Raw genomic sequence first — 25,953 nt, 5'->3', positions numbered from 1 at the left:
CGCGGCCACACCGGCCACTCGTCCCCCGTCCGATCCGTTCAAGACGGCCGGCCCGGTCGCGCCTACCGTGGCCGGCATGACACCGCAGTTCGATCTGGTCGGGGCCGTGGTCACCGACATGGCCCGCACGCTCGACTTCTACCGCCGGCTGGGGCTGCCGATCCCGGCCGGCGCCGAGACCGAAGGGCACGTCGAGGTCACCCTGCCGAACGGGGTACGGCTGGCCTGGGACACGGTCGAGGTGATCCGCAGTTTCCATCCCGAGTTCGACCCGGCCGGCGGCAACAACCGGATGAGCCTGGCCTTCCGGTGCGCCGACCCGGCCGAGGTGGACCGCTGGTACGCCGAGCTGACCGGCGCCGGGCACCACGGCGAGATGCCGCCGTGGGACGCGTTCTGGGGCCAGCGGTACGCGGTCCTGCACGACCCGGACGGCAACGGCGTGGATCTGTTCGCCCCACTGCCCACGGCCGAGTAGACGCGAGCCGGCCCCGTGCGCGGCTTCCGGGCCGGTCAGCTCGCCTGCGCGCGGCTCCGGGCCGGGGCGAGCAGCCGGGTCGGCGGCACCCCGGCCAGCTCCCGCACCTCGCGGGTCAGGTGGGCCTGGTCGGCGTACCCGCTGCGCACCGCCACCTCGGCGAGCGGCGCACCGGCGCGGGCCAGGTCCAGCGCGCGGCGCATCCGCAGGATGCGGGCCAGCGTCTTCGGGCCGTACCCGAAGAGGACCCGGCTGCGGCGGTGCAGGGCGCGCGGGCCGAGGCCGACCTCGGCGGCGGTCGCGGCGACGGTGGCCCCGGCGGCCAGGCGGGCGGCGACATGCGCGCCGATCGGGTCGGGGCCGCCGGCCGCGCGCAGCCGGTCGCGGGCGACCCGGGTGAGCGCCCCGGCCGCCTCGTCGCCCGGCGCGGCCAGCGCCGCCTCGACCCGCTCGGTCACCTCGGCGGCGGCGCTGCCCCACAGGTCGGCCAGCGGTACGCGGCGGTCCCGCAGTTCCTCGGCCGGCACCCCGAACACGGCCGGGCCGGTCCCCGGTGGCAGGCGCAGCCCGATCCACCGGTCCCCCGGCGCGGATCGTGACAGGTGCGCGGTGCGGTCCGGACCCGCCACCAGCAGCCCGGACCGGCTGGACCAGAGCAGGTCGAGACACCCGTCCGGCAGCACCCGCGTCTCACTGCCGCCGGAGACGCTGCGCCACAGAACCGCGCCCGCGATTCCCGGCGCTCCCCACTCCCGGTACACACCCCAACCCTGCCACCCTCCCCGTCGATCATGAAGTTGACGGCGCCGTGGCCCGGCGTGTCGCGCCGCCAACTTCATGATCGACCGAGTGGGTGCGGGTCAGGGGCGGTGGTGCATGGCCAGGCGGAGCAGGAGGAAGCGCAGGGCCGTGGCGGCCAGGTTGGCCGTCACCAGGACGGTCAGCTCCAGGGCGCGGTTCGGGGTGGTGGTGGCGTGCAGCGCGGCGAGGGAGCCGCTGGTCAGGGCCAGGCCGAGCGCGAACGCGAGCAGCCCCTGGAGGTGGTGCCGGCCGGCGTGCCGGCGCCCGGCGACGCCGAACGTGAGCCGCCGGTTGGCCGCCGTGTTCGCGACCGCGGTGAGCAGCAGCGCCAGCAGGTTCGCCGGTTGCGCCCCGAGCGGGCCGCGGGCCAGCAGGAACAACAGCAGGTACGCGAGCGTGCTCGCCACGCCCACCGCGGCGAACCGGGCGAGCTGGCGCGGCAGCCCGATCGGCACCTGCGCCGGCGGTGCCGGCAACGGCCCCCGGCCGAGCTGGGCGCGCAACTGTGCCAGCGGCAGCGCCCCGGTCACCAGCGCCCGGCCCAGCCGCCCGATGCCGCGCAGGTCGGCCAGCGCGGTGGCGACGATGTCGACCCGGCTGTCCGGGTCGTCCACCCAGTCCACCGGCACCTCGTGGATGCGCAGCCCGGCCCGCTGCGCCAGGACCAGCAGCTCGGTGTCGAAGAACCAGCCGGTGTCGCGCACCAGCGGCAGCAGCTCGGCGGCCACGTCGGCGCGGATCGCCTTGAACCCGCACTGGGCGTCGGAGAAACGCGCCGCGAGCGCACCGCGCAGCAGCAGGTTGTAGCCGCGCGAGATGACCTCCCGCTTGGTGCCCCGGACCACCCGGCTGGTGCGGGCCAGCCGGGTGCCGATGGCCAGGTCCGAGTGCCCGGAGATGAGCGGCGCGACAAGCGGCAGCAGCGCGGCCAGGTCGGTGGACAGGTCCACGTCCATGTACGCGAGCACCGGTGCCGGTGAGGCCGACCACGCGGCCCGCAGCGCCCGGCCGCGGCCCTTCTCGTCCAGGCGCAGCACCCCCACCTCGGGCAGCTCGTCGGCGAGCGCCCGGGCCACCGCCGGGGTGCCGTCCACGCTGGCGTTGTCGGCCACCGTGATCCGGAACGGGTACGGGAAGTGCGCGGTCAGGTGCGCGTGCAGCCGCCGGACGCAGGGCCCGAGGTCGGCCTCCTCGTTGTAGACCGGGACCACCACGTCGAGCACCGCGCTGCCGGCGGCGGGCCGGGCCTGCACGGCGGCCCGGGGCGCGTACGTGTCAGTCATCGCTCAGCCCTGCTTTCCGCTGCTCAGGTCGTACACGGTCACGCCGTCGACGGTGGTCGCGGTGAAGTTCTCCGCGACCCACGCGGCGATCTCGGCCGAGGCGTTGCTGCCGCCGTCGGCCCGGAACCCGCCGCCACCGAGGAAGTAGTGGATCCGCCCGTCGGCGACGTACCGCTGGAACTGGGCGAGCGTCGGCGACGGGTCACTGCCGTTGAACCCGCCGATCGGCATGACCGGCCGGCCGGTCGCCAGCTGGTAGCCGGAGGCGTTGTTCGAGCCGACAGTCGCGGCGACCCAGGTGTAGTCGTCGGCGTCGGCGGTGAGCAGCGCGGTCATCTCGGCGCTCGGCTCGCGGGCGTCGAGCAGCCCGCCCATGCCACCGCCGCGCTGCCCCCGCCCTTCCTGCCCGGTCCCGCCGTACTGCCAGGGGAAGCCGCCCTGCCCTGGGAAGCCGCCCTGACCGGGGAAGCCGCCCCGACCCGGGATGCCACCCGGCGCGGTGCCGCCGTCCGGGCCGGTGCCGTTGGAGCCGGTGCCGTTCGGGCCACCCGGGAAGCCCGGGAACTGCCCGTTCCCGCCGCCCGGACCACCGGGGAACTGCCCGTTCGCGCCGCCCGGCATCCGCCCGCCCGGTCCGCCGGGGCCACCGAAGCCACCCGCTCCGGCCGGCCCGGCGCTCGGGATCGAGCCGCTGTGCGGGGTGGCAGCGGTCTGCATCGCGTACGCGGCCGGCCCGGCCAGCGCCACCGCGATCCCGGCGACAGACACCACCGGCACCACCCACCGCACCACCCGCCCGGCAACCCCGGCCCTCTCCCCCGCCGTCTCTCCCGCCTCGGGGTTGATCAAGGAGTTCGTGTCACCCTGAACGCCACTTCCGGACACAAACTCCTTGATCACCGGGGAGGGCCGGGCGGTTCGGTGGGGGCGGGTGAGGAACGCCGAGACGGCCAGGAGGGCTGCGGTGGTCAGGCCGACGGCCAGGACCGTGGGGCGCAGCCAGGGGTGCCAGTCGGGGGTGCGGCCGAGCAGGTGCCAGGACCACCAGGCGGTGACCGCCAGCGCGCCGGCCAGGACCAGCGTGGCGGCGGTCCGGCGCCACCTGACCGGTGCCGAGCGGGCGCGCCACAGCAGCGTGACGCCGATGCCGACCAGCGCGCCGACCGCCGGGGCCAGGGCGACCGTGTAGTACGCGTGGAAGATCCCGGACATGAAGCTGAAGATCAGTCCGGTGACCAGCAGCCAGCCGCCCCAGAGCAGCAGACCGGCCCGGGTGCGGTCGGTACGCGGCGCCCGCCCGGCCAGCCACAGCCCCGCCACCAGCAGGATCAGCGCGGCCGGCAGCAGCCAGGAGATCTGCCCGCCGACCTCGGTGTCGAACATCCGTAGCAGCCCGGTCTGGCCGGAGAACGGTCCGCCGCCTCCCCCACCGGGGCGGCCGCCACCGCCGCCACCGACGCTGCCCACCTCGTCGCCGGTGATGCGGCCCAGGCCGTTGTAGCCGAGCGTCAGCTCCAGGATGCTGTTGTTCTGCGAGCCGCCGATGTAGGGGCGGGCGCTCGCCGGCACCAGCTCGACGATCGCCACCCACCAGCCGGCGGAGACGACCACTGCGAGCCCGGCGAGCAGCAGCCGGCGGATCCGCCGTCCGAGACCGGTCGGCGCGGCCAGCAGGTAGACCCCGGCGAAGACCGGGATCACCAGGAACGCCTGGAGCATCTTGGTGAGGAAGCCCAAGCCGACGAGCACGCCGGTCAGCGCGATCCACCGGGTGCTCGCCGTCTCGACCGCACGCACCGTGGCGTACGCGGCGGCGACGAGCAGGAACACCAGCAGCGCGTCCGGGTTGTTGAACCGGAACATCAGCGCCGCCACCGGGGTGAGCGCGAGCACCGCGCCGGCGAGCAGTCCGGCGGCCGGGCCGTACCAGCGGCGGATTGTCGCGTACAGCACGCCGACCGAGGCGACGCCGAGCAGCGCCTGCGGCACGAGGATCGACCAGCCGCTCAGGCCGAAGATGCGCACCGAGAGCGCCATCAACCACAGCGAGGCCGGGGTCTTGTCCACTGTAATGGAGTTGGCCGCGTCCGAGGAGCCGTAGAAGAACGCCGTCCAGCTCTGCGACCCGGCCTGCACGGCGGCCGAGTAGAACGCGTTGGCCCAGCCGGAGGCGCCCAGACCCCACAGGTAGAGCAGCGCGGTCACGACCAGCAGGCCGAGCAGGGCCGGCCGGGCCCAGCGCGGGTCGCGGCCGGTGCGGGTCTCCAGGGGTACGGGCGCGGGGGCCGGCTCGGTGCCGGGTGGCGCGGCCGTGGGCACGGTCGGCAGGCTGTCGGTTCGGTTCATGCCGGCAAGACTCGGCGGGCCCGCTGGCCCGCTCCCGTGAACGGCCTATGCGTCGGCTGTGGATCCCGGCAGCCAGACCGTGAACGCGGTGTGGCCGGGCCGGCTGACCACGTCGACCCGGCCGTGGTGCGCCTCCACCACGGCGGCGACGATGGCCAGTCCCAGGCCGGTGCTGCCCTGCGCGCGGGAGCGGGAGGTGTCGCCGCGCGCGAACCGCTCGAAGACCTCCGGCTGCAACTGCTCCGGGATGCCCGGTCCGTCGTCGGTGACGCGGAGTTCGACGCCGTCGGGCGCTGGTGCGAGCCGGACCGTGACGGTGGTGCCGGCCGGGGTGTGCACCCGTGCGTTCGCCAGCAGGTTCGCCAGCACCTGGTGCAGCCGGTGGGCGTCGCCGGTGACGGTGAGCGGCTCGTCGGGCAGGTCGAGTTGCCAGCGGTGGTCGGGCCCGGCGACGTGCGCGTCGCTGACCGCGTTCACGGCCATGGCGGTCAGGTCGACCGGTTCGGCGGCCAGCGGACGGCCGGAGTCCAGCCGGGCCAGCAGCAGCAGGTCGTCGACGAGGCTGGTCATCCGGGTGCTCTCCGACTCGACGCGGCGCAGCGCGTGCGCCACGTCGGGCGGCACCTCCTGGCGGCCCCGGCGGGCCACCTCGGCGTACCCGCGGATGGCGGCCAGGGGGGTGCGCAGCTCGTGGCTGGCGTCGGCGACGAACTGGCGTACCCGGGTCTCGCTGGCCTGCCGGGCGGCGAGCGCGGCGGCGACGTGGCCGAGCATCCGGTTGAGCGCGCCGCCGACCTGCCCGACCTCGGTGCGGGGGTCGGTGTCGGCGGCCGGTACCCGCACGGACAGGGCGACCTCGCCACGGTCGAGCGGCAGTTCGGTGACCCGGGCGGCGGTGGCGGCGACGCGGTTGAGCGGGCGCAGCGTGACCCGGACGATGAGCAGACCGAGGGCGCCGGCGATGACCAGGCCGGCGCCGATCACCCCGGCCTGCGCGACGATCATCCACATGACTGTGTCGTCCACCTGGGCCAGCGGGATCGCGAGGACCAGCACGTCGCCGTCGCCGCGCGGCGACGGCAGCGCGACCGCGCGGTAGTCCCCCCGGTCCCCGACGACGACGGTGCGCGGTCGGTCGCCGACGGGTACGCGGGCCAGCGCGGTCAGGTCGGCGGCGGGCACCTCCTCGCTGCCGCCGCTCTCGGACCGGACCCGGCCGACGGGTTCGGCGGCGGCGGGCACCCGGACCGCGACGGAGCCTGGCGGGAAGCCGCCCGGGGGATCCGGCGCGACCTCGTCGGAGTCCGGCGGGGTGGGCCGCTGATCCGGGCGCGGCGGGTCGATGCCGCGCCGGGCCCAGCGTTCGAAGTCGGCGGGCCGCCGGTCGCCGAAGGTGAGCTGGTTGTCGATCTGATCGATCAGGAAGTGCCGCAGCGCCACTGTGGTCAGGCCGCCGATGCCGAGGCTGACCAGCGCGAGCAGCGCCACCACGGAGAGCACGAGCCGGCGGCGCAGCGACCAGCCGGCCAGGCGGCGGCGCAGCCGGCCACGGCTGTCACTCGGCGGGCTTGAGGACATAACCCGCCCCGCGCAATGTGTGGATCATGGGCGCGCGGCCCGCGTCGATCTTCTTGCGCAGGTACGAGATGTACAGCTCGACCACGTTGGCCTGGCCGCCGAAGTCGTAGTTCCACACCCGGTCGAGGATCTGCGCCTTGCTGAGCACCCGGCGCGGGTTGCGCATGAGGTAGCGCAGCAGCTCGAACTCGGTGGCGGTGAGCGTGATCAGGTCGTCGCCGCGACGTACCTCGTGACTGTCCTCGTCGAGGGTGAGGTCGCCGACGGTGAGCACCGCCTCCTGGCGGGCGGCGACCGCGAAGCCGGAGCGGCGCAGCAGCGCGCGCAGCCGGGCGATCACCTCCTCCAGGCTGAACGGCTTGGTGACGTAGTCGTCGCCGCCGACGGTGAGCCCGGCGACGCGTTCCTCCACGGCGTCGCGGGCGGTGAGGAACAGCACCGGCACGCTCGGGGACTCCTCGCGCAGGCGGCGCAGCACCTGGAATCCGTCCAGGTCGGGCAGCATCACGTCGAGCACCACGGCGTCCGGGCGGAACTGGCGGGCGGTGGTGACCGCCGCCATGCCGCTGCCCGCGGTGGCGACCTGCCAGCCCTCGTACCGCAGGGCCATCGAGAGCAGGTCGGTGAGCGTCGGCTCGTCGTCGACGACGAGCACCCGCACCGGTTCGCCGTCCGGTCGGCGCAGCTCGATGCGGCCCTGCGCGGACTGCGCGTTCATGACCATGCCCCCATCGTGGGCGGACCCGCTGTCGCCGGGCTGTCCCGATCCTGTGTACCAGCTGTGCGCGCCGTACGGTGCCGTTCCGGGCAGGCCCGGCGAGGTCTTCCGCACCCGGGCTACCCGGTGGTAACTTCCCGGCATGTCCATCGACGGTCGTTTTTCCGGCCGACTGGCCGGCAAGGTGGTGCTGGTGACCGGCGCGGCCCGGGGCATCGGCGAGCACACCGCCCGCCTCGCCGCGGCCCGCGGCGCCCGGTTGTCCCTCGTCGGGCTGGAACCCGACCGGCTCGCCGCGCTCGCCGCCGAGCTGGGGCCGGGGCACGCCTGGTTCGCCGCCGACGTCACCGACCAGGACGCCCTCGCGTCGGCGGTGGACGGTACGCGGACGGCGCTGGGCGGGATCGACGCGGTGGTCGCGAACGCCGGGGTCGCCAACCGCGGCACGATCGCCGTCGGCGACGTCGAGGCGCTGGTGCGTACCGTCGAGGTCAACCTGATCGGGGTGATGCGCACGGCGGCGGCGACCGTGCCGGCGCTCGTGGACCGGGGCGGCTACCTGCTGATCGTCTCCTCGGCCGCGGCGTTCGCCGCGCTGCCCGGCATGGCCGCCTACTGCGCGTCGAAGGCGGGCGTCGAGCAGTTCGGCAACGCGATCCGCCTCGAACTGGCGCACCGGGGCGTGGCGGTCGGCACCGCCCATCCGTCGTGGGTGGACACCGACCTGGTCCGCGAGGCGCGCGCCGACCTGCCGGCCTTCTCCACGGCGCTGGCGAAGCTGCCCTGGCCGCTGCGGCGCACCACGACGGTGGCCGAGTGCGCCGAGGCGTTCGTCCGGGCGATCGAGCGGCGCAGCCGCCGGGTGTACGTGCCGCGCGCCGTGGCCGGCGTGCAGGCGATGCGATCGGTGCTGGTCAGCCCGCTGGCCGACCGGCTGGTGGGCCGCACCGCACGGGCCACCGTTCCGCTGATCGAGGAGCAGTCCCGGGCGCTGGGCCGGGGCTTCGGCGCCAGCACGCCGCAGGGGCGGCCGTGACCGCGCCGGTGGACGTCGTGTACGAGCGGCGGGGCGCCGGGCCGACGCTGGTGCTGCTGCACGGCATCGGCCACCACGGCGGTGCCTGGCGGCCGGTGCTGGACCGGCTCGCCGAGGCGCACGACGTGATAGCCGTCGACCTGCCGGGCTTCGGCCGCTCCCCGGTGCCCGCCGCCGGGCTGCCCGCCGACATGCCCGGCCTGGCCGTGGCCATGGTCGAGCTGTTCGCCGCGTTCGGGCTGGAACGCCCGCACGTCGCGGGCAACAGCCTGGGCGGGGCGATCGCGCTGGAGCTGGCCGCGCTCGGCGCGGTCTCGTCGGCCACCGCGCTGTCGCCGGCCGGGTTCTGCACCGCGCGTGAGCTGCGCTGGGCGCTGACCGTGCTGTCCCTGCACCGCAACGCGGCCCGGCTGCCCGAACCGGTGCTGCGCCGCCTGTTCGCCGCGCCCGCGCTGCGGATGCTGGCGATGGGCATGATCCTGGCCCGGCCGAACCGGATGGCCCTCGACGACGCGCTCGCCGACGCCCGCGCGCTGCGCCAGGCGCGGGCGTTCCGCGCCGTCGCCCGCGCCGGACGGGGATACGCCTACGCGGGCGCGCCGACAGTGCCGGTCACCGTGGCCTGGGGTACGCGGGACCGGATCCTGCCCTACCGGCAGGCGGCGCTGGCGCGTACCCGGCTGCCCGCCGCGCGGCACCTGGACCTGCCCGGCTGCGGGCACGTGCCGATGCACGACGATCCGGAGCTGGTCGCCTCGGTCATCCTCGGCACCACCGGCGTCCGGCCGGCCTGACGCGGCGCGCCCGGCCGCTCCGGGGCCTCACTCGGTCGCGCCGAACGGGAACGTGTGCACGTACCGCATCGTCCAGCCGCCGGGCGACGCGTGGTCGTCGCGCTCGTAGAGGTGGTCGGCGGTCCCCTCGGCCGGTTCCTCCGGATGACGCAGCACCCACCGGGGCGGCGGCGCGCCGTCCGGCCCGGCCGGCAGCTCCCGGGTCAGCTCGTCGGCCGGTCCGCCGACGAACCGTACGCGCACCACGGCCACCGCTGCCCCCCGTTCCTCGACGCCCCCGCCGCGAAGCTACCCCGCCGCGGCACCGCCCCTCGGCGGTTTGCACAGCTCCGGGGCCGGGTAGCGGGACCGGAGGGCACCGGACGAGGCGAGGAGTGGGCGATGCGGACGCTGGGCGGGCGGTACGAGCTCGAACAGCGGGCCGGCCTGGGTGGCATGTCGGAGGTGTGGCGCGCGCACGACCGCGTGCTGGACCGGACCGTCGCGGTGAAGCTCATCTCGCCCGCGCTCGACGGCGACGCCGGCTCGGTGGACCGGATCCGGGCCGAGGCGCGCTCGGCGGCGCGGCTGGTGCACCCGAACGTCGCCAGCGTGCACGACTTCGGCACCGCGACGCTGCCGGACGGGCGGCCGGTGCCGTACATCGTGATGGAGCTGGCCGAGGGCGAGACGCTCGCCGCGCACCTGCGCAGCGGGCCGCTGGACTGGCGGATCGCGGTCCGGGTCTGCGCCGAGGTGTGCGCCGCGCTGGCCGCCGCGCACGCGCACGGCATCGTGCACCGGGACGTGAAGCCCGCGAACGTGATCCTCACCCCGTGCGGGGTGAAGGTGCTCGACTTCGGCATCGCCACCCCGGCCGGGGCACCGGACCACACTCCGGACGGCGTGGTGGTGGGCACCCCGGCGTACCTGGCGCCGGAGCAGCTGGACCGGCAGCCGGCCACCCCGGCCGCCGACATGTACGCGCTCGGCGTGCTGCTGTACTACTGCCTCACCGGCGAGTTGCCGTACGAGGCCGGCAGCACCACCCAGCTGCTCGGGTCGCGCCGCCGCCGACCGCCCCGCCCGCTGCCCGAGGTGCCGGGCCTGCCGGGCGAGGTGGCCGAGCTGTGCCGGCGCTGCCTCGACGCCGACCCGTCCGCCAGGCCGACCAGCCCGATGGCCGCGCTGCTGCTGGCCGAGGCGGTGGACGCCCGGATCTACGTGCCGATGACCGCGGCGCTGCCCCGGCAGCGCGAACCGCAGGTGTCGCCGTGGACCAGCCGGGCCGCCGCCGAGGCCACCGAGGCGATGGCCGTCGACGCCGCGACCAGCGGCCGGGTCGGCTGAGCGCTCCTACTGCCCGCCCGGGCACGGTTTCGCCGCTGCGGGTCCGGGAACGCGGTCCGGTGAGTGACGGGAGGAACGCGATGCCGGATCCGAGTTCCTGGCTGGCCGAGACGGCCACGGCGACCGCGGCGGGCGGTCACGTACGCACCGACGACGGCGGGCTCTCCTCCGCCCTGGCGTCCCCGCTGGCGCCGCACTGCACCGGCCTGACGCCGGAGCAGCTCCTGGCCGCGGCGTTCGCCTCCTGCCTGCACCACGCGGCGGTGGAGGCGGCCGGGGAGATCACCGACGAGGCGCACACCGTGCAGGTGACCGCCGAGGCGAAACTGGGCCGCGACGACGACGGCCGCTACCGGGCCGACGTGCACGCCGAGATCTCCTCGGCGGGACTGACCCGGGATCAGCTGGCCGACCTGGTCGCGTACGCGGACCGGCTGTGGCCGTTCTCCAGCGGCGACCCGAGCCGGCACCGGCTCACCGTGACCCCGGCGGAGAACGGCCGGCACTGAGCGTTCACCAGCGGAAGCCGGCGGTCACGGCGCGGTGGTCGCTGTCCGGGGTGCGTAGCACTCCGGCGGTGGTCGGCGTGAGTCCCCGGTAGAGGACATGGTCCGGGCGGGTGACGGGTAGCTCCGCCGGCCAGGTGAAGCCGAATCCCTGCCCGGCCTCGGCCTGCGCGTCGCCGAGCAGCCGGGTCAGCGGGTCGAAGACCCGGTCGGTGGTGGCGGTGTTCAGGTCGCCGAGCACCACCAGCCGGTCGGCCGGGTCGGCGCGCACGGCGTCGGCCAGCGCGGCGACGGTCTGGTCCCGGGTGGCGGTGTGCCCGGCCCGGGCGGAGCCGAGGTGGACCACGTACACGGTCAGGTCGCCCCGGGGCGCGGCCACGACGGCCCGCAGCGCGCGGTCCCAGCCCAGCCCGGTGTCCACGCCGTGCGCCTCGCGGATCGGCCACCGGCTCCACAGCGCGACTGTCGACACGACCGCCCGGTGCGGGTAGCGCTCGGCCAGCACCGGCGCCACCCGGCCGCCGTCGGCGACCTCCTGGAGCCCGATCAGGTCCGGGGCGTCGCCGGTGAGCGCGCCGACGGTGGCGGCCGGGTCGGGGTTGCTCACGCGCAGGTTCTGGCTGACCACCCGGACCGTGGCGCCGTCCGCGCCGGCGGCCGGGGGCAGCCAGGCGCGTCCGTACAGCCCGGCCCAGATCAGGGCCGGCAGCAGCACCGCCAGCAGCGCGGGCCGGGAGCGGCGCAGCAGCGCCGCCAGCGCGAGCAGCGGTACGGCGATCCCGAGCAGCGGGGTGACGCTGTCCACCAGGCTGCCCAGGCCGTGCACGTTGGGCACCAGCCGGTGCCCGGCGAGCAGCAGCGCGAGCAGCACGGCGCAGACGACGACGAGCGTGCCGCGCCGGCTGCGGGGGCCGCTCGGGCGCTCGTCGACCATCCGCTCCGTCACCGTGGGAATCGTATCGAGCGCCCGGGCCGCCGCGCGGCGGCCTCGCCATGATCCACAAGGCGCACGTGCGGAGCGTCCGATCGCGAGGCGTCGATCCCGGCGGGTCGGTGGACCGCCGCCGCGCGCAAGCCGTCCGACCAGGGCACCCTCCGTCGAACGGAGGAGCCGGGGGTACGCCACCACCGGCTCGGCCTGACGTCCGTTTCGCGCCGTCGAAACCGACATAGGCATTCTTTCGGGTACGCGACGTTAGCGGCCTTCATGATCCAGCACCCCTAATGCGGCCCGCGAATCCGGCAGATTGTGGCGCATGCCACCAATCACCCCGATGGCAAAGGCCCGGAAGCTTTCTAGCCTCGGCGGGTGCATCCCGACGACTCCGATCATCAGCCGCTGCCCGCCAACCGCCCGGTTCGCCGAACGATTGACCCGGCATCAGCCGAACGGAGAGTGGGGCGTCACCGCGCCCCGGAACCGCCGCGACGCGGCCCGGCCCGGACCGTACCCGGCCGGATCGCTGTTGCCACCGGCGTCACCTGCTGCCTCGGCCTGATCGGCGTGGCAGGCGTCGGCGAGACCGGCCCGGCACACCTGGACGTACGCGAGGCCGTCGCCGACCGGGCCGCCGCCGACCAGCGCGCCTCCCGCGACTTCACCCGGATCGCGCCGCCCGCCGCCGCGGCCCTGCCGCCGCCCGCCCCCACGCCCAGCGCCACCCCGGCGACGAAGAAGCCGCCGCGCAAGCCTGCGCCGCCCAAGCGCCCCCGGCCGGTCGCCGGCCTGGACCAGCGGCAGATGGACAACGCCAAGGCCATCGTCGACGTGGGGCGGGAGATGAAGATGCCCCGCCGGGCCATGGTCGTCGCCGTCGCCACCGCCATGCAGGAGAGCGACCTCTACAACCTGGCCAGCGACGTGCTGCCCGAGTCGTTCGACCATCCGCACCAGGGCAGCGGCTCCGACCACGACTCGGTCGGGCTGTTCCAGCAGCGGCCCAGCAGCGGCTGGGGCACCGTCGCCCAGCTCATGCGGCCCGCGTACGCGGCCCGGGCTTTCTACGCCGCGCTGCGCGAGGTACCCGGCTGGGCGGACATGAGCGTCACCGCCGCGGCCCAGGCGGTGCAGGTGTCCGCCTACCCCGACGCGTACGCCCGGCACGAGAAGCGCGCCACGACCGTGGTGGCGGCGCTGGTCTGACCGGCGCGGGTCAGGCGGCGCTGCGCCCGCCGCCACCGGGGCGCACGCCCGCCGCGGCGGTGGGGGTGTCGACCGCCACCCGATCGCCCCGCGCGCCGGCCAGGATCTCGTCGACCCGGGACTCCCGGCGCCGGCGGGCCAGCAGGGCCGCCTCGAACTCGCGGCGGGCCCGCACGGCCTCGGCGTACGCCTCCTCCCGCAACCGGCGGGCCTCCTCGCGGGCGGCCTCCAGTTCGGCGCGGGCCTGCGCCAGCAGCTCGGCGGCCTCGCGTTCGGCCGCCGGCGGGCGGGACGTGCCGCCCTCGACCGGGGCGGTACGGCGATGCAGGAAGTCACACAGGTGCAGGGCGTCCGACCGGATCTGGTCCCACTCCCGGCCGGCCCCGGCGGCGCCCTCCGCACGCGCCGCCAGCCGCCCGAGCCGCAGGCTCAGCTCGTCCAGGCAGGCGTCCACCTGACGCCTGTCGTAGCCGGTCTCCACCACCGAGAACCTCATGCGTCGCCCCCCAGGCAGCCGGTGTGCGTCCCCACCAGCCGATCCTGCGGTCCGGGCGCTCCCGGGCGTGGCCGTTCCCACAAAATGTGCAGGATGCGGAGGCCCGGACTTCCCGCCCCTACTGGTGCTTCGGGAGCACGACCACCCGTCCGAAGAACTCGTCGATCCGGCGCACCACGTCGTTGAAGGCGTCCAGGTCGATCGGCTTCGTCACGTACGCGTTGGCCTGCAGCGTGTAGCTGCTGACCACGTCGGTGTCGGCGTTGGAGGTGGTGAGCACGACGATCGGGATGGTCCGCAGGCTCTCGTCACCCTTGACCTCGCCGAGCACCTGCCGCCCGTCCATCCGGGGCATGTTCAGGTCGAGCAGGATCACGTCCGGGCGCTGCGCCTCGGTGTGCCGGCCCTCGCGGCGGAGGAACTCCATCGCCTCCTGGCCGTCGGCGACCACGTCGATGACCTTGTCGACGTCGGAGTCGGCGAGCGCTTCCTCGATCATCAGGACGTCACCCGGGTCGTCGTCCACCACCAGGATGCGAACGGGGCTGGGACTGGTCTGACCCATGGGGTTACCTGTTTCTCGGTGAGGAGGGCGTCCCGGCCGCACGGCCGGCTGCTGGCGGGGAAATGTATCGGATCAGGAGGCGGCCGGCGCGGTCGGGTCGACGGTGTCGCGGTCGTGGTGGAGCACCTCGGCCAGCCCGGTCACCTGGAGCACCCGGGCGACCCGCCCGGTCGCCCCGGTGAGCCGCAGCCAGCCGCCGTCGGCGGCGACGATGTTGTCCCCCCGGACGAACGCCGCGATGCCGGTGGAGTCGCAGAACGTCAGGTCGGTGAGATCGAGCAGCAGCTCACGGTGCCCCTCGGCGATCAGCCGGTCGATCGCCGAGTTCAGCTCTCCGGCCGTGCCGAGGTCGAGCTCGCCGGCCAGCCGGAGGTGGGCGCCGCCCCCGTCCCGCTGGGCGTACGTGACGGTGAACGTCACCGTGGCCCCTCTCGCTCCCACCGCAGGCGAATCCTTGCAGTGGTGCAAGTATATGCGACGGCCGCCCCGCCGCCCCTCAGCGGCCCGCCGCCGACAACCCGCCCACCAGGACCCTCCCCCGGTCGAGGAAGGCGGCCGCGCGCGGGAAGTCGCGCAGCTGCTGTCCATAGTGCTCCAGCGTCAGCCCGACCGCGCCCGCCGGCACCCCGCGGCTGACCAGGATCTCCACCAGCCACTCGACGAACGCGGTGAACAGCGTCGCGTCGTCCACGTAGAGCGCGGCGGCCAGGAAGTCCACGATGTAGCCGAGGTCGCTGATCGTGGAGTCGAGCTGCGTGGGCGTGTAGTCCGCGGTCGACGGCACCCGCTCCCGCAGATCGGCCAGGGCGCTGTCGATCAGCTCGCCGCGCCGCTTGACCAGGCTGGCGTACTCGTCGTCGGCCAGGTGGTCCAGCCGCGCGGGCGGCGTCTCGCGCAACACCCGCTCGTCGGCCACCAGGTCCGCCGCGGCCGGCGCGTCGGGCGCCCACGGCACGCCGAGGACGCGGGCCCAGCGGCCGTCGTCGCCGAAGCCCCGGCCACCGACCACCACCGGCACGTCGGAGCGGCGGCACGCCTCCACCATCCGGTGCGCGTGCGGCAGCCGCATCGGCAGCGCGCAGGCCAGCGCCACCGCCTCCGCGTCGTAGCGGTGCAGGTAGGACACCAGATGCGCGGCCGGGACGCTGGCGCCGAGGAAGACCACCTGCCAGCCGCGCAGCCGCAGCACCTCGGCCACCAGCCGGGCCGGCAGCGCGTGCCACTCGCCGTCCATGCAGGCCATCACGATCCGCCCGCGGGTCGGGCGGGGATCGGCGTACGCGGCCACCGCCGCCACCACCCGCTCGCTGATGTGGGTGGCGGCGTGCTCCTGGGCGACGCTCCACTCGTTGCGGGCCCAGCGTTCACCCACCTCGGCCTGGGCCGGTGCGACCAGGTCCAGCAGCACCCGCTCGGCCGGCACACCCGCTTCCAGCAGCCCCCGGGCCACCGCCACGGCGGCGGACTCGTCGGCGTCGGCCAGGCACTCCAGGTAGCGGGGGAAGGCCTGGCCCGGGTCGGCCTCGACGGTCGGCACGGTCACGCGGACAACTCCCTCGTCGGTTCGGTCACGGCCGGGTCCGGCACCGCGTGCAGGTGCCGCGGCACCCGCCCGGCCGGCCCGGTGGCGCGCAGCGCCAGCACCGCGATGTCGTCGTGGTCGCCGTGCGCGAGCCAGTCGCAGGTCACCTGCTCGACCCGCTCGGCGAGCGCCGGCGCGGGCATCCGGTGGCAGCCGGTCACCGCGTGGAGCAGCCGCTCGGGGCCGAACTGCTCGTCGCCGCGCCGGCCGCCGCGCGCCTCGGTCACCCCGTCGCTGTAGAACAGGCAGGTCTCCCCCGGCGCCAGGTGCACGGTCACCTCGCCGATGCGGGGATCGGGCACCACGCCGATCAGCATGCCGCGCAGCGGCACCACCTCGACCTCGCCGGACTCCCGCAGCACCAGCGGCGGCAGGTGCCCGCCGCCGGCCAGGGTCAGCGTCAGGCCGCCGTCGCGGTGCGGCCGGGCCACGCCGAGCACCAGGGTGGCGAACCGCCCCTGCCCGTGCGCCTGCGTGGTCTCCAGCAACGCGTCGTTGAGCAGCTTCAGCAGCCGCCCCGGCTGCGTCTCGACCCGGTGCAGCGCCTGCAGGCACTGGCGCAGCTGGCCGGTGAACACGGCCGCCTCCACGCCCTTGCCGGACACGTCACCGAGGAAGAAGACCGAGCCGCCGTCGGCGAGCCGGTGCGAGCCGTAGAAGTCACCGCCGATGCGCAGCCCGGCCTGCGCCGGCCGGTACGCGGTGCCCCACTGCACGCCCGTCGCGGCGGCCGGCTCGACCGGCAGCAGGCTGGCCTGCAACGTGTCGGCGACCTCGGCCTGGTCGCGGTAGAGCATGGCGGTGGTCAGCGCCGCACCGGCCCGGGCCGCGAACGCGCGGACCAGGTCCACGTCGGCCTCGTCGTACCAGCGGTCGGCGCGCCGGGCCACCAGCAGCGCGCCCGCGGGCGCCTCCCGGCCGGGCAGCGGCACCACCCGCGCGGTGGCGCCGGAGGTGTCCAGGCCGGGCAGCCAACCCGCGTCGGCGGCCTGCTCGACCAGCCAGTCCAGCTCGTGCGGCTCGGTGCCGGCCAGGCCGGCCTCGATCGCCGCGGGAAGCGCCGTGGCGGGCAGCACCCCGCTGTCCACCACCGGCGGCCGGTCGTCGGCGCGTACCGCCCGCCACCAGCGGGCCCGGCCGGAGCGGGGGGCGAGGACCAGGACCGCCACGTCGGCCGCCGTGGGCACGGCCAGGCGCACCACCGCGGCGGCGGCCCGGTCCGGGTGCAGCGGGTTGCCGAGCTTCTCGCCGACCACGGCGAGGAACGCCGAGCGGGCCCGCTCGGCCAGCAGCGCGTCGGCCCGGCTGACGATCTCGGTGACGTCGTCGACGTACCAGCAGCGCCGGCGGTGGGACAGTGCGACCGGGCGTACGCGCAGCCGCCGCCCGTGGTGGGTGAACTCGGCCGGCCCGTCGCCACGCAGCGGGGCCGGACCGGCGGCGGCCAGCAGCTCGCCGGGCGTCACCTCGGGGATCAGGCGCTCCGCGACCGGGCTCACGTGCTGGACGACACCGTCGGCGTCGCAGACGACCAGGCCCTCACGGAAGTGCTCGACCACCTCGGACCAGTTCGGGACGGTGAGGTCGCGGTCGGCGGCCAGCGGCGGCAAAGCGGACGGCGCGGGCGCGGCGGCGGACCACGCCGGAGCCCTTGCGGCGCTCGGCGTGGAGATCCGTCCGTCGCCCGGGTCGGCACCCCTGACGTCGGCAGCAGTCACCAGCTGAGCCCCACTCTCCTCGTCGACACCCGGGGGCGCCGGACCCGGCGCCTGTGGTCACGTCTCCCCGCCCACCCTACGCCGGTATGCCGGGACCGCCACCCCACGGCGCTGCCAGGCCCGCTCGCGCGTCCAGCGAGGTGATGCCGCTGTTGTTACGATCCTGTCATCCCGGTCCCGGCCGGCAGCCCCGCGGAAAGGCGTGACGTGGTTCCTCAACGGAGAAGGCCCGAGGCGAGCCCGCTGAGCATCTCCGTGGATCGTTCCGACCCGGCCGTTCCGGTGGTGGTCGTCGGCGGTGACCTGGCGTACGCCACGGCGACCCCGCTGCGCGCCGAGATCGACCGGCTGCTCGCCGCGCGTCCGGTGACGCTCGTGTTCGACTTCGGCGACCTGCAGTTCATGGACAGCACCGGCCTGTCCGTGATCGTGCACGCCTGGCGGGAGGGCCAGCACGCGGGCACCACCATCGAGCTGCGGTCGGTCCCCCGGTTCCTGGAGACCATCCTCGACCTGACCGGCGTCACCGGTCTGCTCGACCGCTCGCCGGTCGACGACGCGCCGGGCCTCGCCGCGCCGGGTTCGGCCGCGTCCGCGTGACCCCGGGGGTTTCCCGGCCGGGCCCGGCTGGGAACATGGGAACGTGCCCTCCCAGATGTTGACCATCGAGGTGGACCGGCTCGACGCCGGTTCCGCCCGGGTGCGGCTGGCCGGAGAGCTGGACTTCGACACCGCGCCGGAACTCGTCGACGCCGTGGCCGACCTGCGCCGCGACGGTCACCAGGAGCTGGAAATCGACTTCGCCGGGGTGAACCTCTGCGACTCCTCCGGCCTGAGCGCGCTCGTGGTGATCCACCGGGCCGGCACCGGGGCGATCCGCCTGTTCAACCTGAACCCGCAGATCAGGCACCTGCTGGACCGCACCGGCCTGGCCGAACTGCTGGCCGCCCCGCCGCGCGACCTGACCGGCGGCGTCCGCGAGGTCGGCTGACCCTGCCCGGTTCGACCCGTCGAGCGGCTGAGCGACGGGCGGACAGGGGTGGCCCCCGACCCTGGGACCAGGGGCCGGGGGCCGGGAGGATGGCTCAGGCGGCGGGCTCGGCCTGCCGGTGCCGCGTCTCGTCGCGCGACTGCCCCGCGAGCGGAGGCTCGACGTCCTCGGGCACGCCGGAATCAGGCGTCTGGAACAGATAACGGACGAAGTCCCCACTCATGTCGTCGTCGTCCGCGCCGGGCCACTGCCCGACACAGTCGACACCGACCACCTCGCGTCCGCTGCCGTCGTGGTGTTCCAGCAGCGCCCACAGGGTCACCGGGTAGGAGCGGGTGTCGTCCGGGCCGATGCGCCAACGGGCGTACCAGCCGGGACGGGCGGGGACGATCTCCACGATCCGTTTCATGTCGACCTGCCCTTCCGCGTGCGTCGGAAGTTGTCCGGTCCGTCCGAGCCTGCCGCCCGCCGGGGTGAGCGCTCCTCACCCGCAGCGAGTGAAGCGTCCGCCCCGGCGGTCCGCCGTTACCTTCCCGCCAGCGCCGGGAACGCGGTCGGCGCAAGCGCAACCGACCCAGGAACGAGGTGCGACGATGCGCAAGCAGATGGAGGGCGACAACCAGCGCCGCCGGGCCCTGGCCCGCGAGGCCCGCGAACGAGGGCTGCGGCCGAGCCAGACCGGCGCCAGCCTGAGCGCGTCCAAGCAGGTCACCTCGCTGGACCAGCACGACCGGTCCGGCCCGCCGCCGGCCGGACGGCACAAGCCGGACACCACCCGGGGTGGTCCCGCGCCGCCGCCGGTCGCCGTCGCGGAGCAGCAGCGCCCGCTGCCGGACCCGACGCCGTCACCCGGGGTCTCGATGGCTTACCGGGATCTCGTCGACGACGTGAGCCGGCGCGCCGGGGTGGACTTCACCACGGCCAAGGTCGCGGCGGAGGGCACCGTGCTGGCCCTGGCCCAGGCACTGGACGAGGCGGCACGGGAGCGGCTGCTGGAGGCGGTGCCGCTGACCCTGCACGACGTGGTGCCGGTGTACGGCATGGAACGCCGCACCGACCTGCCCGGCTTCCTGGCCGAGGTCGGCCGGTACAGCCGCCTCACCCCGGAGCAGGCCCGCTACCAGGCCGAGGCGACGCTCGCCGCGCTCGCCGAGGCCGACGCGGAACTGGTCGAGTCGCTGCGCGTACCCGACGAGTTGCGTGACCTGCTCGGGCCGACCGACTTCGGCGGCGGCCTGGTGGGCGCGTCCTCGGCCACCGCGCCGCTGACCGAGGCGGAGCTGCGCGACGCGCTCGCGACGCTGCCCTACTGGTCCAGCGACAGGCGCTCGCTCGTGCGCACGATCGAGCTGCCCGGCGGCAACCTGGACCGGGTCCTCGACCGGCTGGACCGGCTCAAGTCCGACGTCGGACGGTCGCCGCAGATCGGGCGTCCGGACCCGGACAACGCCGTGCTGACGGTTCGGACCCAGCAGGTCGACGGCGTGACGGCGGCGGACGTGGACCTCGCGCACCGGGTGGACGCGGCGGTCGACGAGGCCGGCGCCGGGATGGCGGCCGGCTGACCCGGCGGCGGAGCGGCCCCGGTCCCACGCGGGCCGGGGCCGCCCGCGACCGCGCGGTACCGTGTCCCGCCGTGGATCACGACGACACCGAGACCCTGGAGATCGTGGTGGACCCGGCCCGCCCGTCCGGGCGCACGCTGCTGGCCGACGGGGTCGAGCAGTCGTACGTGGACGTGGCCGACGCCCGGTACCTGCACTTCGAGTACGTGCGGCGGATCGCCGCCGCGATCGACCTCGCCGCACCGCGCGGCACGGCGCTGACCGCCCTGCACCTCGGCGGCGGCGCGCTCACGCTGCCGCGCTGGCTCGCGAGCACCCGGCCCGGTTCGGCGCAGCGGGTGATCGAGCGCGATCCGGGGGTGGTCGAGTTGGTCCGGCGGAAGCTGCCGCGGCTGCCGCCGGAGGTGGTGGTCGCGCTCGGCGACGCCCGGGAGGCGGTCGCCGAGGAGCCGTCCGGGGCGTACGACGTGGTGGTGGCCGACGTGTACCGGGCGGCCCGGATGCCGCCGCAGGTGGCGGCGGTCGAGTTCGCCGCGCAGGTGGCCCGGGTGCTGCGCCCGGACGGCCTCTACCTGATCAACCTCACCGATCTGCCGCCGCTGGCGCACACCCGGTCACAGGTGGCCACGCTGCGTACCGTGTTCGCCGACGTCTGCCTGGTCGCCGACCGGCGGATGCTGCGCGGACGCCGCTACGGCAACGTGGTGCTCGCCGCCACGCCCACGGCGGGCCGGATCCCGGTGATCCGGCTCGCCACCCGCGTCGCCGCCGACCCGGTGCCCGGAACGGTGCTGCACGGCGCGACGCTCGACGCGTTCGCCGCGGGCGCCCACCCGGTCACCGACGCCGACCTGGGCTGAGCCGGGTTTTCGTACCCGCAGCGCGGGTAGCCGCGCCGGATGAGCGCCGCCGACGATCGGTCCATCGCGCGCCGGACGCTGATCGTGATCGGTCTGGTCCTCGCCACCGGGGTCGGGCTGGCGCTGGTCTGGGCCACCCGGCGGGTGCTGGTGTGGGGGCTGGTGGCGGTGTTCTTCGCGGTCGCCCTCAAACCGCTCGTGGACCGTCTCGAACGCCGGGTACACCGGCGCGCGCTCGCCACGCTGCTGGTGTTCCTGGCCGCGTTCGCGCTGTTCGCCGCCGTCGGCGCGCTGATCGTGGTGCCGCTGGTGGACGAGGTGGGCCGGTTCGCCGACCGGGCGCCGGACCTCGTACGCGAGGCGCAGGCCGGGCAGGGGCCGCTCGGGCGGCTGCTGGACCGCTTCCACCTGCTCCGGTACGCCGAACCCGGGCAGCTGCGCCGGTACGGCGCCCGGCTCGGCGACCCGACCGTCGGGGTGGTCCGCAGCGTGGCCCAGGCGGTCGCCGCGCTGGTCACCGTGGTGGTGCTGGCGTACCTGATGGTCCTGGAGGCGCCGAAGATCGTGGCCGCCACGCTGCGGCTCACCGGCGACGGCGCGGCGGCGCGGTTGCGGCGCATCGGGCGTGACTCGTCCCGGATCGTCACCGGCTACCTGAGCGGCAACCTGCTGATCAGCGTGATCTGCGGCGGTCTGACGTTCGTCGTGCTGTTCCTGCTCGGTGTGCCGTTCGCCGCGGTGATCGCGCTGACGGTCGCCGTGTTCGACCTGATCCCGCTCGTCGGCGCCACGCTCGGCGCGCTCGCCGCGGCCGGCGCGGCGTTCCTGCACTCCCCCACCGCCGGCCTCGTGGTGCTTGTCTTCTTCGTGGTCTACCAGCAGGTGGAGAACCACCTGCTGCAACCGGTCATCATGGGCCGCGCGGTGCGATTGAACCCGTTGACGGTGCTGGTCAGCGTGATACTGTCGGTCGAGCTGGCCGGGCTGGTGGGGGCGCTGCTGGCGATCCCGGCGGCCGGCATCGTGCAGGTGCTGCTGCGCGAGTTCGCGCCGGCCGGACGGCAGGCCCTGCCGCAGCCCGCCGACGGCGAACGGGCGGAACCGGCGGGTCCGCCCGACACGGGCCCGGCCGTCGGTGCGATCGCGCCGGATCGGCCGGAGGCCGGCCCGGGAGCGCCGGAACGGCCGCCGGCCGGCGGGTGAGGGCCGGCCGGCGGGTGCGTGCGGCGCTCAGCGGCGGCGGGCCAGCTCCGGGGACTCGCTCTCCAGCGGCACCGCGTTGGCCGGGACCAGGCCGAGCTGCACGGCGGGCCGGGGCAGCGTCGCGTCCAGCGCCCAGTCCGCCGCGACCCGAGGACGGTTACCCGGCATGGCGAGCAGGTGGTAGCCGCGCGTGACGGCCTTGGCGGGCAGCCCGGCCAGCGGCACCTTCAGCGGATTCGCCGCCGCGTCCTTGCCGCCCAGGTCCACCACCCAGCCCAGGTCGTGGTGCTTGTACGACTTGCGCACACCCTGCCCGTACGAGGCGGCGATGTTGTGCGCGGCCAGCTTGCCCTGCCGCTGGGCGTGCTGCGCGGTCATCGCGCACACCTGACCCGGGCGGGTCGGGTCGGGCACGGCGGCGGCGTCGCCGCAGGCGAACACCTCCGGGTAGCCGGGGACGTTGAGGAACTCGTCGACCACGAGCCGGCCCTTCTCGGTGCGCAGGCCCAGTTCGGCCACGAACGGGTCGGGGCGTACGCCGACGCACCAGACGAGGCTGCACGTCGGGACGTACTCGCCGTCGGTGAGCATCACCCCGTCCGGGGTGGCCTCGGCGACCGACGTGCCCATCCGCACGTCCACGCCGCGCTTGCGCAGCACCCGGTCGGCGGTGACCGACATCCGCCGGTCCAGTTCGGGCAGCACCCGGGGCGCCACGTCCAGCAGCATCCAGCGCGGCCGGACGTTCAGGTGCGGGCGCTGGGCCATCAGCCGGTCGGTGAACAGCTGCCCGTGCGCGGCCACCTCGGTGCCGGTGTAGCCGGCGCCGACCACGACGAACGTGGAGCGGGCCCGCTGCTCGGCCGGGTCCTCGGTCAGCTCGGCCAGCTCGACCTGCCGGACCACGTGGTCGTGCAGGAACAGCGCCTCGGGCAGGCCGCGGAAGCCGTGGGCGTACTCGGTCACGCCGGGGATCGGCAGCAGCTTGTTGACGCTGCCGACGCTGAGCACCAGCCGGTCGTACGCGAGCTGCCCGTGTTCGCCCTCGATCGAGCGGTAGCCGACCCACCGGTTCTGCAGGTCGACCCGGTCGGCCTCGCCGACCACCACGCGGACGCCGTCGAGCGTGCCGGCGAGCGGCACCGCGATCCGGGTCGGCTCCACCACACCGGCCGCCACCTCGGGCAGCAGCGGCAGGTAGAGGAAGTAGTCGGTCGTGTTCAGCAGGACGATCTCGGCCCGGTCGCGGGCCAGCCGGCGCAACGTCTTGGCCGCGTGGTACCCGGCGAACCCGGCCCCCACGATCACCACCCGTGGTTTCGTCATGCCTGCTGCCGTTCCCGGGCAGACCTGCGACAAACGTGCCCATGATCCATCCATCGGGGGCTATATGGACATTCCTCGTGATCGGCGCGAGGATGCCGGGATGGGAAACCACGAGACCGCCGAGGGTCGGCCCACGAGGTCCAGCCGGCGTACGTTCCTCACCGCCTCCGCCGCGGCCACCGCCGCCGCCGTCGCCACCCCGCTCGCCGCCGCCCCGGCCGCCGCCGCGACCGGCGCGCCCCCGGGGCCGGGCCGTCCGGCCCGGCCGCAGCGGCCCGACCGCGAGCTGACCGCGCTGCTGCGCGAGATCGACAGCCGCCGGATCGAGGCCGTCGTGCGCCGGCTCGCCGCGTTCGGCACCCGCCACACCCTGTCCAGCCAGACCGATCCGGTACGCGGCATCGGCGCCGCCCGCGACTGGATCCACGCCCAGCTCTCCGGGTACGCGGCCGCGTCCGGCGGCCGGATGAGCGTCGAACTGCAGTCGTACGTGCAGCAGCCCGCCTCCCGCATCCCCGTCCCGACCACCATCACCAACGTGGTGGCGACAGTGCGCGGCGACGTCACGCCCGAGCGGGTGTACGTCATCACCGGCCACTACGACTCCCGGGCCACCGACGTGATGGACGCGGTCAGCGACGCGCCCGGCGCCGACGACGACGCCTCCGGCGTGGCGGTGGTGATGGAACTGGCCCGGGTGCTGTCGACCCGCCGCACCGAGGCCACCATCGTGCTCGCCGCCGTCGCCGCCGAGGAGCAGGGCCTGTACGGCTCGGCGTACCTGGCGTCGCAGCTGAAGGCGGCCGGTGCCGACGTCCAGGCCATGTTCAGCAACGACATCGTCGGCTCCAGCACCGCCGACGACGGCACCCGCGACCCGCGTACCGTGCGGTTGTTCGCCGAGGGCGTGCCGACCGCCGAGACCCCGGCCGAGGCGAGCGTCCGGCAGTCCGTCGGCGGCGAGAACGACTCGCCGTCACGGCAGCTCGCCCGGTTCGTCACCGACGTGGCCGAGAACTCCGCCACCGGCATGGACGTGCGCGTCATCTACCGGCGGGACCGCTACCTGCGCGGCAGCGACCACATCTCGTTCCTGCGCGAGGGGTGGCCCGCCGGGCGGTTCACCGAGCCCAACGAGGACTTCGCCCACCAGCACCAGGACGTGCGCGTCGTCGACGGGGTGCAGTACGGCGACCTGCCCGAGTTCTGCGACTTCGGCTACATCACCCGGGTGGCGCGGGTGAACGCCGCGACGCTGTGGTCACTGGCCCAGGCGCCGGGTACACCCAAGGGCGCCACGGTGGTGACCACGAACCTGACCAACGACACCACGCTGCGGTGGCAGCGCGGCCCCGAGCCGGACCTGGCCGGGTACGAGGTGGTGTGGCGGGAGACCACGGCCGACCAGTGGCAGAAGGTGCTGCCGGTCGGCGACGTCACCGAGGTGACGATCGACCTGTCCAAGGACAACGTCTTCTTCGGCGTGCGGGCGGTGGACCGGGACGGGCACCGCAGCCCGGTCGCGTTCCCGAAGCCCGGTAGCTGAGGCCGGTCGGTCACCGCCCCGGCGTCCGGTCCACCCCGTCCGGGGCGGTGATCGCCCAGCGTTCGTGGTCGCGCCACGCGCCGTCGATGAACAGGTAGTCCGGCGAGAACCCCTCCAGCCGGAAGCCGAGCCGGCGCGCCAGCCGCTTCGACGGCTCGTTGCCGGGCTGGATGTTCGCCTCCAGCCGATGCAGTCCGAGCGGCCCGAACGCGTACTCGATCACCAGCCGCACCCCGGCCGAGGCGTGCCCGGTGCCCGCGTACGGGCGGAACGCCGCGTATCCGAGGTAACCGCCGCGCAGCGCGCCGAGCACGATGCCGCTGATGTTCGCGTATCCGGCGATCTGCCCGGTGGCCCGGTCGCAGAACAGGAACCCGGAGCTGTCCCGCGCCCGGATCTTGCGCAGGTACGCCGCGTACCGCTGCGCGTCATCGGGTGCGGACAGCCACGGATGGTGCAGGTCGCGGCTGCGCCGGGCGGCGGCGACGAACTCCGCCTCGTCGGCCGGACGGGGACGGCGGATGGCGACGCGTCCGTCACTGCGCAGATATCGCACAGCGCCACTCTGCGCCACCGCGTCCACCCCACCCCACCCGGGGTGCCCTCTCCCTCTCCCTCTCCCTCTCCCTCTCCCTCTCCCACCGCCCATCCCAAGCCCTTCGCAGATCTTGGTAGGAAACGGCCCCTATGAGGGCCCTTTCGTACCAAGATCTCTCCCGGCTCCCATCATGTGGCCTGCCGATCTCATTGCGCGGAAGGAACGCTCCCCAGCCCCGCAGCCGGCATCGGACACTCACGCGATCTTGCACTTGATGCCCGCGAGATGCCCGCTTTGCATGGTTTCAGCGGGGACCAAGCTGCAAGATCGCGCGGTGATGCGGTCCGCCCGGGCGACGACGTGACGGGTTTGGTAAGCTGTGTCCGGTTCGGGGCGGGGGCGTGGCTGTGGTCGGTGCCATCGTCAGCGTGGAATCGGTGGCGGGCGCGGGGCGTTGTACATGGCTGACCGCCCAGGCACCAGGTCGAGCGCCGGGCATCGGCCCGCCCGGCACCCACGGCCGGTCGGGGAATCGGCCCGGCCCGGTCGTC

Annotated in this window: 27 protein-coding genes; 12 read left to right on the top strand and 15 right to left on the bottom strand. The window is 75.1% G+C overall.

Annotated elements, in window-relative coordinates:
* Positions 1-76 precede the first annotated feature (76 nt).
* The gene (locus tag OC439_RS24730; RefSeq protein WP_262015527.1) at positions 77-478 is read left to right on the top strand and encodes a VOC family protein; all 402 of its coding nucleotides are present in this window, start codon (positions 77-79) and stop codon (positions 476-478) included.
* A 35-nt stretch (positions 479-513) separates the two neighbouring features.
* Here OC439_RS24730 and OC439_RS24725 read toward each other — a convergent pair whose 3' ends face one another.
* The 5 genes from OC439_RS24725 to OC439_RS24705 all read right to left on the bottom strand — a co-directional run bounded on the left by OC439_RS24725 (position 514) and on the right by OC439_RS24705 (position 7,210).
* Positions 514-1,239, bottom strand: a complete 726-nt coding sequence (locus OC439_RS24725) for a helix-turn-helix transcriptional regulator (protein WP_262015526.1) — start codon at positions 1,237-1,239, stop codon at positions 514-516.
* A 99-nt stretch (positions 1,240-1,338) separates the two neighbouring features.
* Complete coding sequence (locus OC439_RS24720) at positions 1,339-2,562, bottom strand: dolichyl-phosphate beta-glucosyltransferase (RefSeq protein WP_262015525.1); 1,224 nt, start codon at positions 2,560-2,562, stop codon at positions 1,339-1,341.
* A gap of 3 nt (positions 2,563-2,565) precedes the next feature.
* Positions 2,566-4,908 carry a glycosyltransferase family 39 protein gene (locus OC439_RS24715; RefSeq protein WP_262015524.1) on the bottom strand — a complete coding sequence of 781 codons (2,343 nt, stop codon included), beginning with the start codon at positions 4,906-4,908 and terminating at the stop codon, positions 2,566-2,568.
* A gap of 45 nt (positions 4,909-4,953) precedes the next feature.
* Positions 4,954-6,486 (bottom strand): sensor histidine kinase, encoded by a 1,533-nt coding sequence (locus OC439_RS24710; protein ID WP_262015523.1) that lies wholly within the window; start codon positions 6,484-6,486, stop codon positions 4,954-4,956.
* Positions 6,464-7,210, bottom strand: a complete 747-nt coding sequence (locus OC439_RS24705) for a response regulator transcription factor (protein ID WP_402805650.1) — start codon at positions 7,208-7,210, stop codon at positions 6,464-6,466. Before OC439_RS24705 ends, OC439_RS24710 begins: the two co-directional genes overlap by 23 nt.
* A 136-nt stretch (positions 7,211-7,346) precedes the next feature.
* Here OC439_RS24705 and OC439_RS24700 point away from each other — a divergent pair, with 136 nt between their 5' ends.
* On the top strand, positions 7,347-8,240 hold the full coding sequence (locus tag OC439_RS24700; RefSeq protein ID WP_262015522.1) for an SDR family oxidoreductase: 894 nt from the start codon (positions 7,347-7,349) through the stop codon (positions 8,238-8,240).
* On the top strand, positions 8,237-9,034 hold the full coding sequence (locus OC439_RS24695) for an alpha/beta fold hydrolase (RefSeq protein WP_194801677.1): 798 nt from the start codon (positions 8,237-8,239) through the stop codon (positions 9,032-9,034). Before OC439_RS24700 ends, OC439_RS24695 begins: the two co-directional genes overlap by 4 nt.
* Positions 9,035-9,061: 27 nt before the next feature.
* Here OC439_RS24695 and OC439_RS24690 read toward each other — a convergent pair whose 3' ends face one another.
* The gene (locus OC439_RS24690; RefSeq protein WP_262015521.1) at positions 9,062-9,277 is read right to left on the bottom strand and encodes a hypothetical protein; all 216 of its coding nucleotides are present in this window, start codon (positions 9,275-9,277) and stop codon (positions 9,062-9,064) included.
* Positions 9,278-9,415: 138 nt separating this feature from the next.
* Between OC439_RS24690 and OC439_RS24685 the strand changes: the two genes are divergently transcribed.
* Both OC439_RS24685 and OC439_RS24680 read left to right on the top strand, forming a co-directional pair.
* Positions 9,416-10,363: a serine/threonine-protein kinase gene (locus tag OC439_RS24685; RefSeq protein ID WP_262015520.1), complete on the top strand. Its 948-nt coding sequence runs from the start codon at positions 9,416-9,418 to the stop codon at positions 10,361-10,363.
* Between the two features lie 80 nt (positions 10,364-10,443).
* On the top strand, positions 10,444-10,872 hold the full coding sequence (locus tag OC439_RS24680; RefSeq protein ID WP_013285994.1) for an OsmC family protein: 429 nt from the start codon (positions 10,444-10,446) through the stop codon (positions 10,870-10,872).
* Between the two features lie 4 nt (positions 10,873-10,876).
* Here the strand turns inward: OC439_RS24680 and OC439_RS24675 are convergent, their stop codons facing one another.
* Positions 10,877-11,815, bottom strand: a complete 939-nt coding sequence (locus tag OC439_RS24675; RefSeq protein WP_262015519.1) for an endonuclease/exonuclease/phosphatase family protein — start codon at positions 11,813-11,815, stop codon at positions 10,877-10,879.
* Positions 11,816-12,178: 363 nt separating this feature from the next.
* On the opposite strand from OC439_RS24675, the gene OC439_RS24670 reads away from it, so the two are divergent.
* Positions 12,179-13,012, top strand: a complete 834-nt coding sequence (locus OC439_RS24670; protein WP_410054954.1) for a hypothetical protein — start codon at positions 12,179-12,181, stop codon at positions 13,010-13,012.
* Between the two features lie 10 nt (positions 13,013-13,022).
* Here OC439_RS24670 and OC439_RS24665 read toward each other — a convergent pair whose 3' ends face one another.
* From OC439_RS24665 to OC439_RS24645, 5 genes are all read right to left on the bottom strand, one after another.
* The gene (locus OC439_RS24665) at positions 13,023-13,508 is read right to left on the bottom strand and encodes an ATPase (protein WP_135239867.1); all 486 of its coding nucleotides are present in this window, start codon (positions 13,506-13,508) and stop codon (positions 13,023-13,025) included.
* 118 nt (positions 13,509-13,626) lie between these two features.
* Positions 13,627-14,073 (bottom strand): response regulator, encoded by a 447-nt coding sequence (locus OC439_RS24660; RefSeq protein ID WP_262015517.1) that lies wholly within the window; start codon positions 14,071-14,073, stop codon positions 13,627-13,629.
* Positions 14,074-14,145: 72 nt separating this feature from the next.
* Positions 14,146-14,493, bottom strand: coding sequence for an STAS domain-containing protein (locus OC439_RS24655; protein WP_262015516.1), 348 nt, complete (start codon positions 14,491-14,493; stop codon positions 14,146-14,148).
* 76 nt (positions 14,494-14,569) lie between these two features.
* The gene (locus tag OC439_RS24650; protein ID WP_262015515.1) at positions 14,570-15,616 is read right to left on the bottom strand and encodes a B12-binding domain-containing protein; all 1,047 of its coding nucleotides are present in this window, start codon (positions 15,614-15,616) and stop codon (positions 14,570-14,572) included.
* Positions 15,613-17,373, bottom strand: a complete 1,761-nt coding sequence (locus OC439_RS24645) for a PP2C family protein-serine/threonine phosphatase (RefSeq protein ID WP_262015514.1) — start codon at positions 17,371-17,373, stop codon at positions 15,613-15,615. The genes OC439_RS24650 and OC439_RS24645 overlap by 4 nt, the downstream gene beginning before the upstream one ends.
* Positions 17,374-17,628: 255 nt before the next feature.
* Between OC439_RS24645 and OC439_RS24640 the strand changes: the two genes are divergently transcribed.
* Together OC439_RS24640 and OC439_RS24635 are read left to right on the top strand one after the other, a co-directional pair.
* Positions 17,629-17,973, top strand: a complete 345-nt coding sequence (locus tag OC439_RS24640) for an STAS domain-containing protein (protein ID WP_194801685.1) — start codon at positions 17,629-17,631, stop codon at positions 17,971-17,973.
* Positions 17,974-18,016: 43 nt separating this feature from the next.
* The gene (locus tag OC439_RS24635) at positions 18,017-18,364 is read left to right on the top strand and encodes an STAS domain-containing protein (protein WP_262015513.1); all 348 of its coding nucleotides are present in this window, start codon (positions 18,017-18,019) and stop codon (positions 18,362-18,364) included.
* Positions 18,365-18,458: 94 nt separating this feature from the next.
* Here the strand turns inward: OC439_RS24635 and OC439_RS24630 are convergent, their stop codons facing one another.
* Positions 18,459-18,773 (bottom strand): hypothetical protein, encoded by a 315-nt coding sequence (locus OC439_RS24630; RefSeq protein WP_262015512.1) that lies wholly within the window; start codon positions 18,771-18,773, stop codon positions 18,459-18,461.
* 184 nt (positions 18,774-18,957) lie between these two features.
* Here OC439_RS24630 and OC439_RS24625 point away from each other — a divergent pair, with 184 nt between their 5' ends.
* The 3 genes from OC439_RS24625 to OC439_RS24615 all read left to right on the top strand — a co-directional run bounded on the left by OC439_RS24625 (position 18,958) and on the right by OC439_RS24615 (position 21,992).
* Positions 18,958-19,929, top strand: coding sequence for a DUF2267 domain-containing protein (locus OC439_RS24625; protein ID WP_262015511.1), 972 nt, complete (start codon positions 18,958-18,960; stop codon positions 19,927-19,929).
* Positions 19,930-20,000: 71 nt separating this feature from the next.
* Positions 20,001-20,789 (top strand): spermidine synthase, encoded by a 789-nt coding sequence (locus OC439_RS24620; RefSeq protein ID WP_262015510.1) that lies wholly within the window; start codon positions 20,001-20,003, stop codon positions 20,787-20,789.
* 39 nt (positions 20,790-20,828) lie between these two features.
* The gene (locus OC439_RS24615) at positions 20,829-21,992 is read left to right on the top strand and encodes an AI-2E family transporter (protein ID WP_262015509.1); all 1,164 of its coding nucleotides are present in this window, start codon (positions 20,829-20,831) and stop codon (positions 21,990-21,992) included.
* A 27-nt stretch (positions 21,993-22,019) separates the two neighbouring features.
* Here the strand turns inward: OC439_RS24615 and OC439_RS24610 are convergent, their stop codons facing one another.
* The gene (locus tag OC439_RS24610) at positions 22,020-23,318 is read right to left on the bottom strand and encodes an NAD(P)/FAD-dependent oxidoreductase (RefSeq protein ID WP_262015508.1); all 1,299 of its coding nucleotides are present in this window, start codon (positions 23,316-23,318) and stop codon (positions 22,020-22,022) included.
* Positions 23,319-23,418: 100 nt separating this feature from the next.
* Between OC439_RS24610 and OC439_RS24605 the strand changes: the two genes are divergently transcribed.
* A complete protein-coding gene (locus OC439_RS24605) occupies positions 23,419-24,864 on the top strand; it encodes a M20/M25/M40 family metallo-hydrolase (RefSeq protein ID WP_262015507.1) in 1,446 nt (481 codons plus the stop codon).
* Positions 24,865-24,874: 10 nt separating this feature from the next.
* Here OC439_RS24605 and OC439_RS24600 read toward each other — a convergent pair whose 3' ends face one another.
* Entirely contained in the window at positions 24,875-25,420 is a 546-nt protein-coding gene (locus tag OC439_RS24600; RefSeq protein ID WP_262015506.1) for a GNAT family N-acetyltransferase, read from the bottom strand.
* Positions 25,421-25,953: the final 533 nt, after the last annotated feature.

The organism is Micromonospora sp. Mcm103 (genome assembly GCF_024519755.1).
Taxonomy (GTDB): Bacteria; Actinomycetota; Actinomycetes; order Mycobacteriales; family Micromonosporaceae; genus Micromonospora; species Micromonospora aurantiaca.
Note: the sequence above shows the minus strand (reverse complement) of the source record. Positions and strands in the feature narration are given on the sequence as shown.

Coding starts and splice junctions, on each gene's coding strand:
- OC439_RS24730 (WP_262015527.1), top strand. CDS start 77: ATGACACCGCAGTTCGATCTGGTCGGGGCCGTGGTCACCGACATGGCC.
- OC439_RS24720 (WP_262015525.1), bottom strand. CDS start 2,562: ATGACTGACACGTACGCGCCCCGGGCCGCCGTGCAGGCCCGGCCCGCC.
- OC439_RS24715 (WP_262015524.1), bottom strand. CDS start 4,908: ATGAACCGAACCGACAGCCTGCCGACCGTGCCCACGGCCGCGCCACCC.
- OC439_RS24710 (WP_262015523.1), bottom strand. CDS start 6,486: ATGTCCTCAAGCCCGCCGAGTGACAGCCGTGGCCGGCTGCGCCGCCGC.
- OC439_RS24705 (WP_402805650.1), bottom strand. CDS start 7,210: ATGGTCATGAACGCGCAGTCCGCGCAGGGCCGCATCGAGCTGCGCCGA.
- OC439_RS24700 (WP_262015522.1), top strand. CDS start 7,347: ATGTCCATCGACGGTCGTTTTTCCGGCCGACTGGCCGGCAAGGTGGTG.
- OC439_RS24685 (WP_262015520.1), top strand. CDS start 9,416: ATGCGGACGCTGGGCGGGCGGTACGAGCTCGAACAGCGGGCCGGCCTG.
- OC439_RS24680 (WP_013285994.1), top strand. CDS start 10,444: ATGCCGGATCCGAGTTCCTGGCTGGCCGAGACGGCCACGGCGACCGCG.
- OC439_RS24665 (WP_135239867.1), bottom strand. CDS start 13,508: ATGAGGTTCTCGGTGGTGGAGACCGGCTACGACAGGCGTCAGGTGGAC.
- OC439_RS24660 (WP_262015517.1), bottom strand. CDS start 14,073: ATGGGTCAGACCAGTCCCAGCCCCGTTCGCATCCTGGTGGTGGACGAC.
- OC439_RS24630 (WP_262015512.1), bottom strand. CDS start 18,773: ATGAAACGGATCGTGGAGATCGTCCCCGCCCGTCCCGGCTGGTACGCC.
- OC439_RS24625 (WP_262015511.1), top strand. CDS start 18,958: ATGCGCAAGCAGATGGAGGGCGACAACCAGCGCCGCCGGGCCCTGGCC.
- OC439_RS24615 (WP_262015509.1), top strand. CDS start 20,829: ATGAGCGCCGCCGACGATCGGTCCATCGCGCGCCGGACGCTGATCGTG.
- OC439_RS24610 (WP_262015508.1), bottom strand. CDS start 23,318: ATGACGAAACCACGGGTGGTGATCGTGGGGGCCGGGTTCGCCGGGTAC.
- OC439_RS24605 (WP_262015507.1), top strand. CDS start 23,419: ATGGGAAACCACGAGACCGCCGAGGGTCGGCCCACGAGGTCCAGCCGG.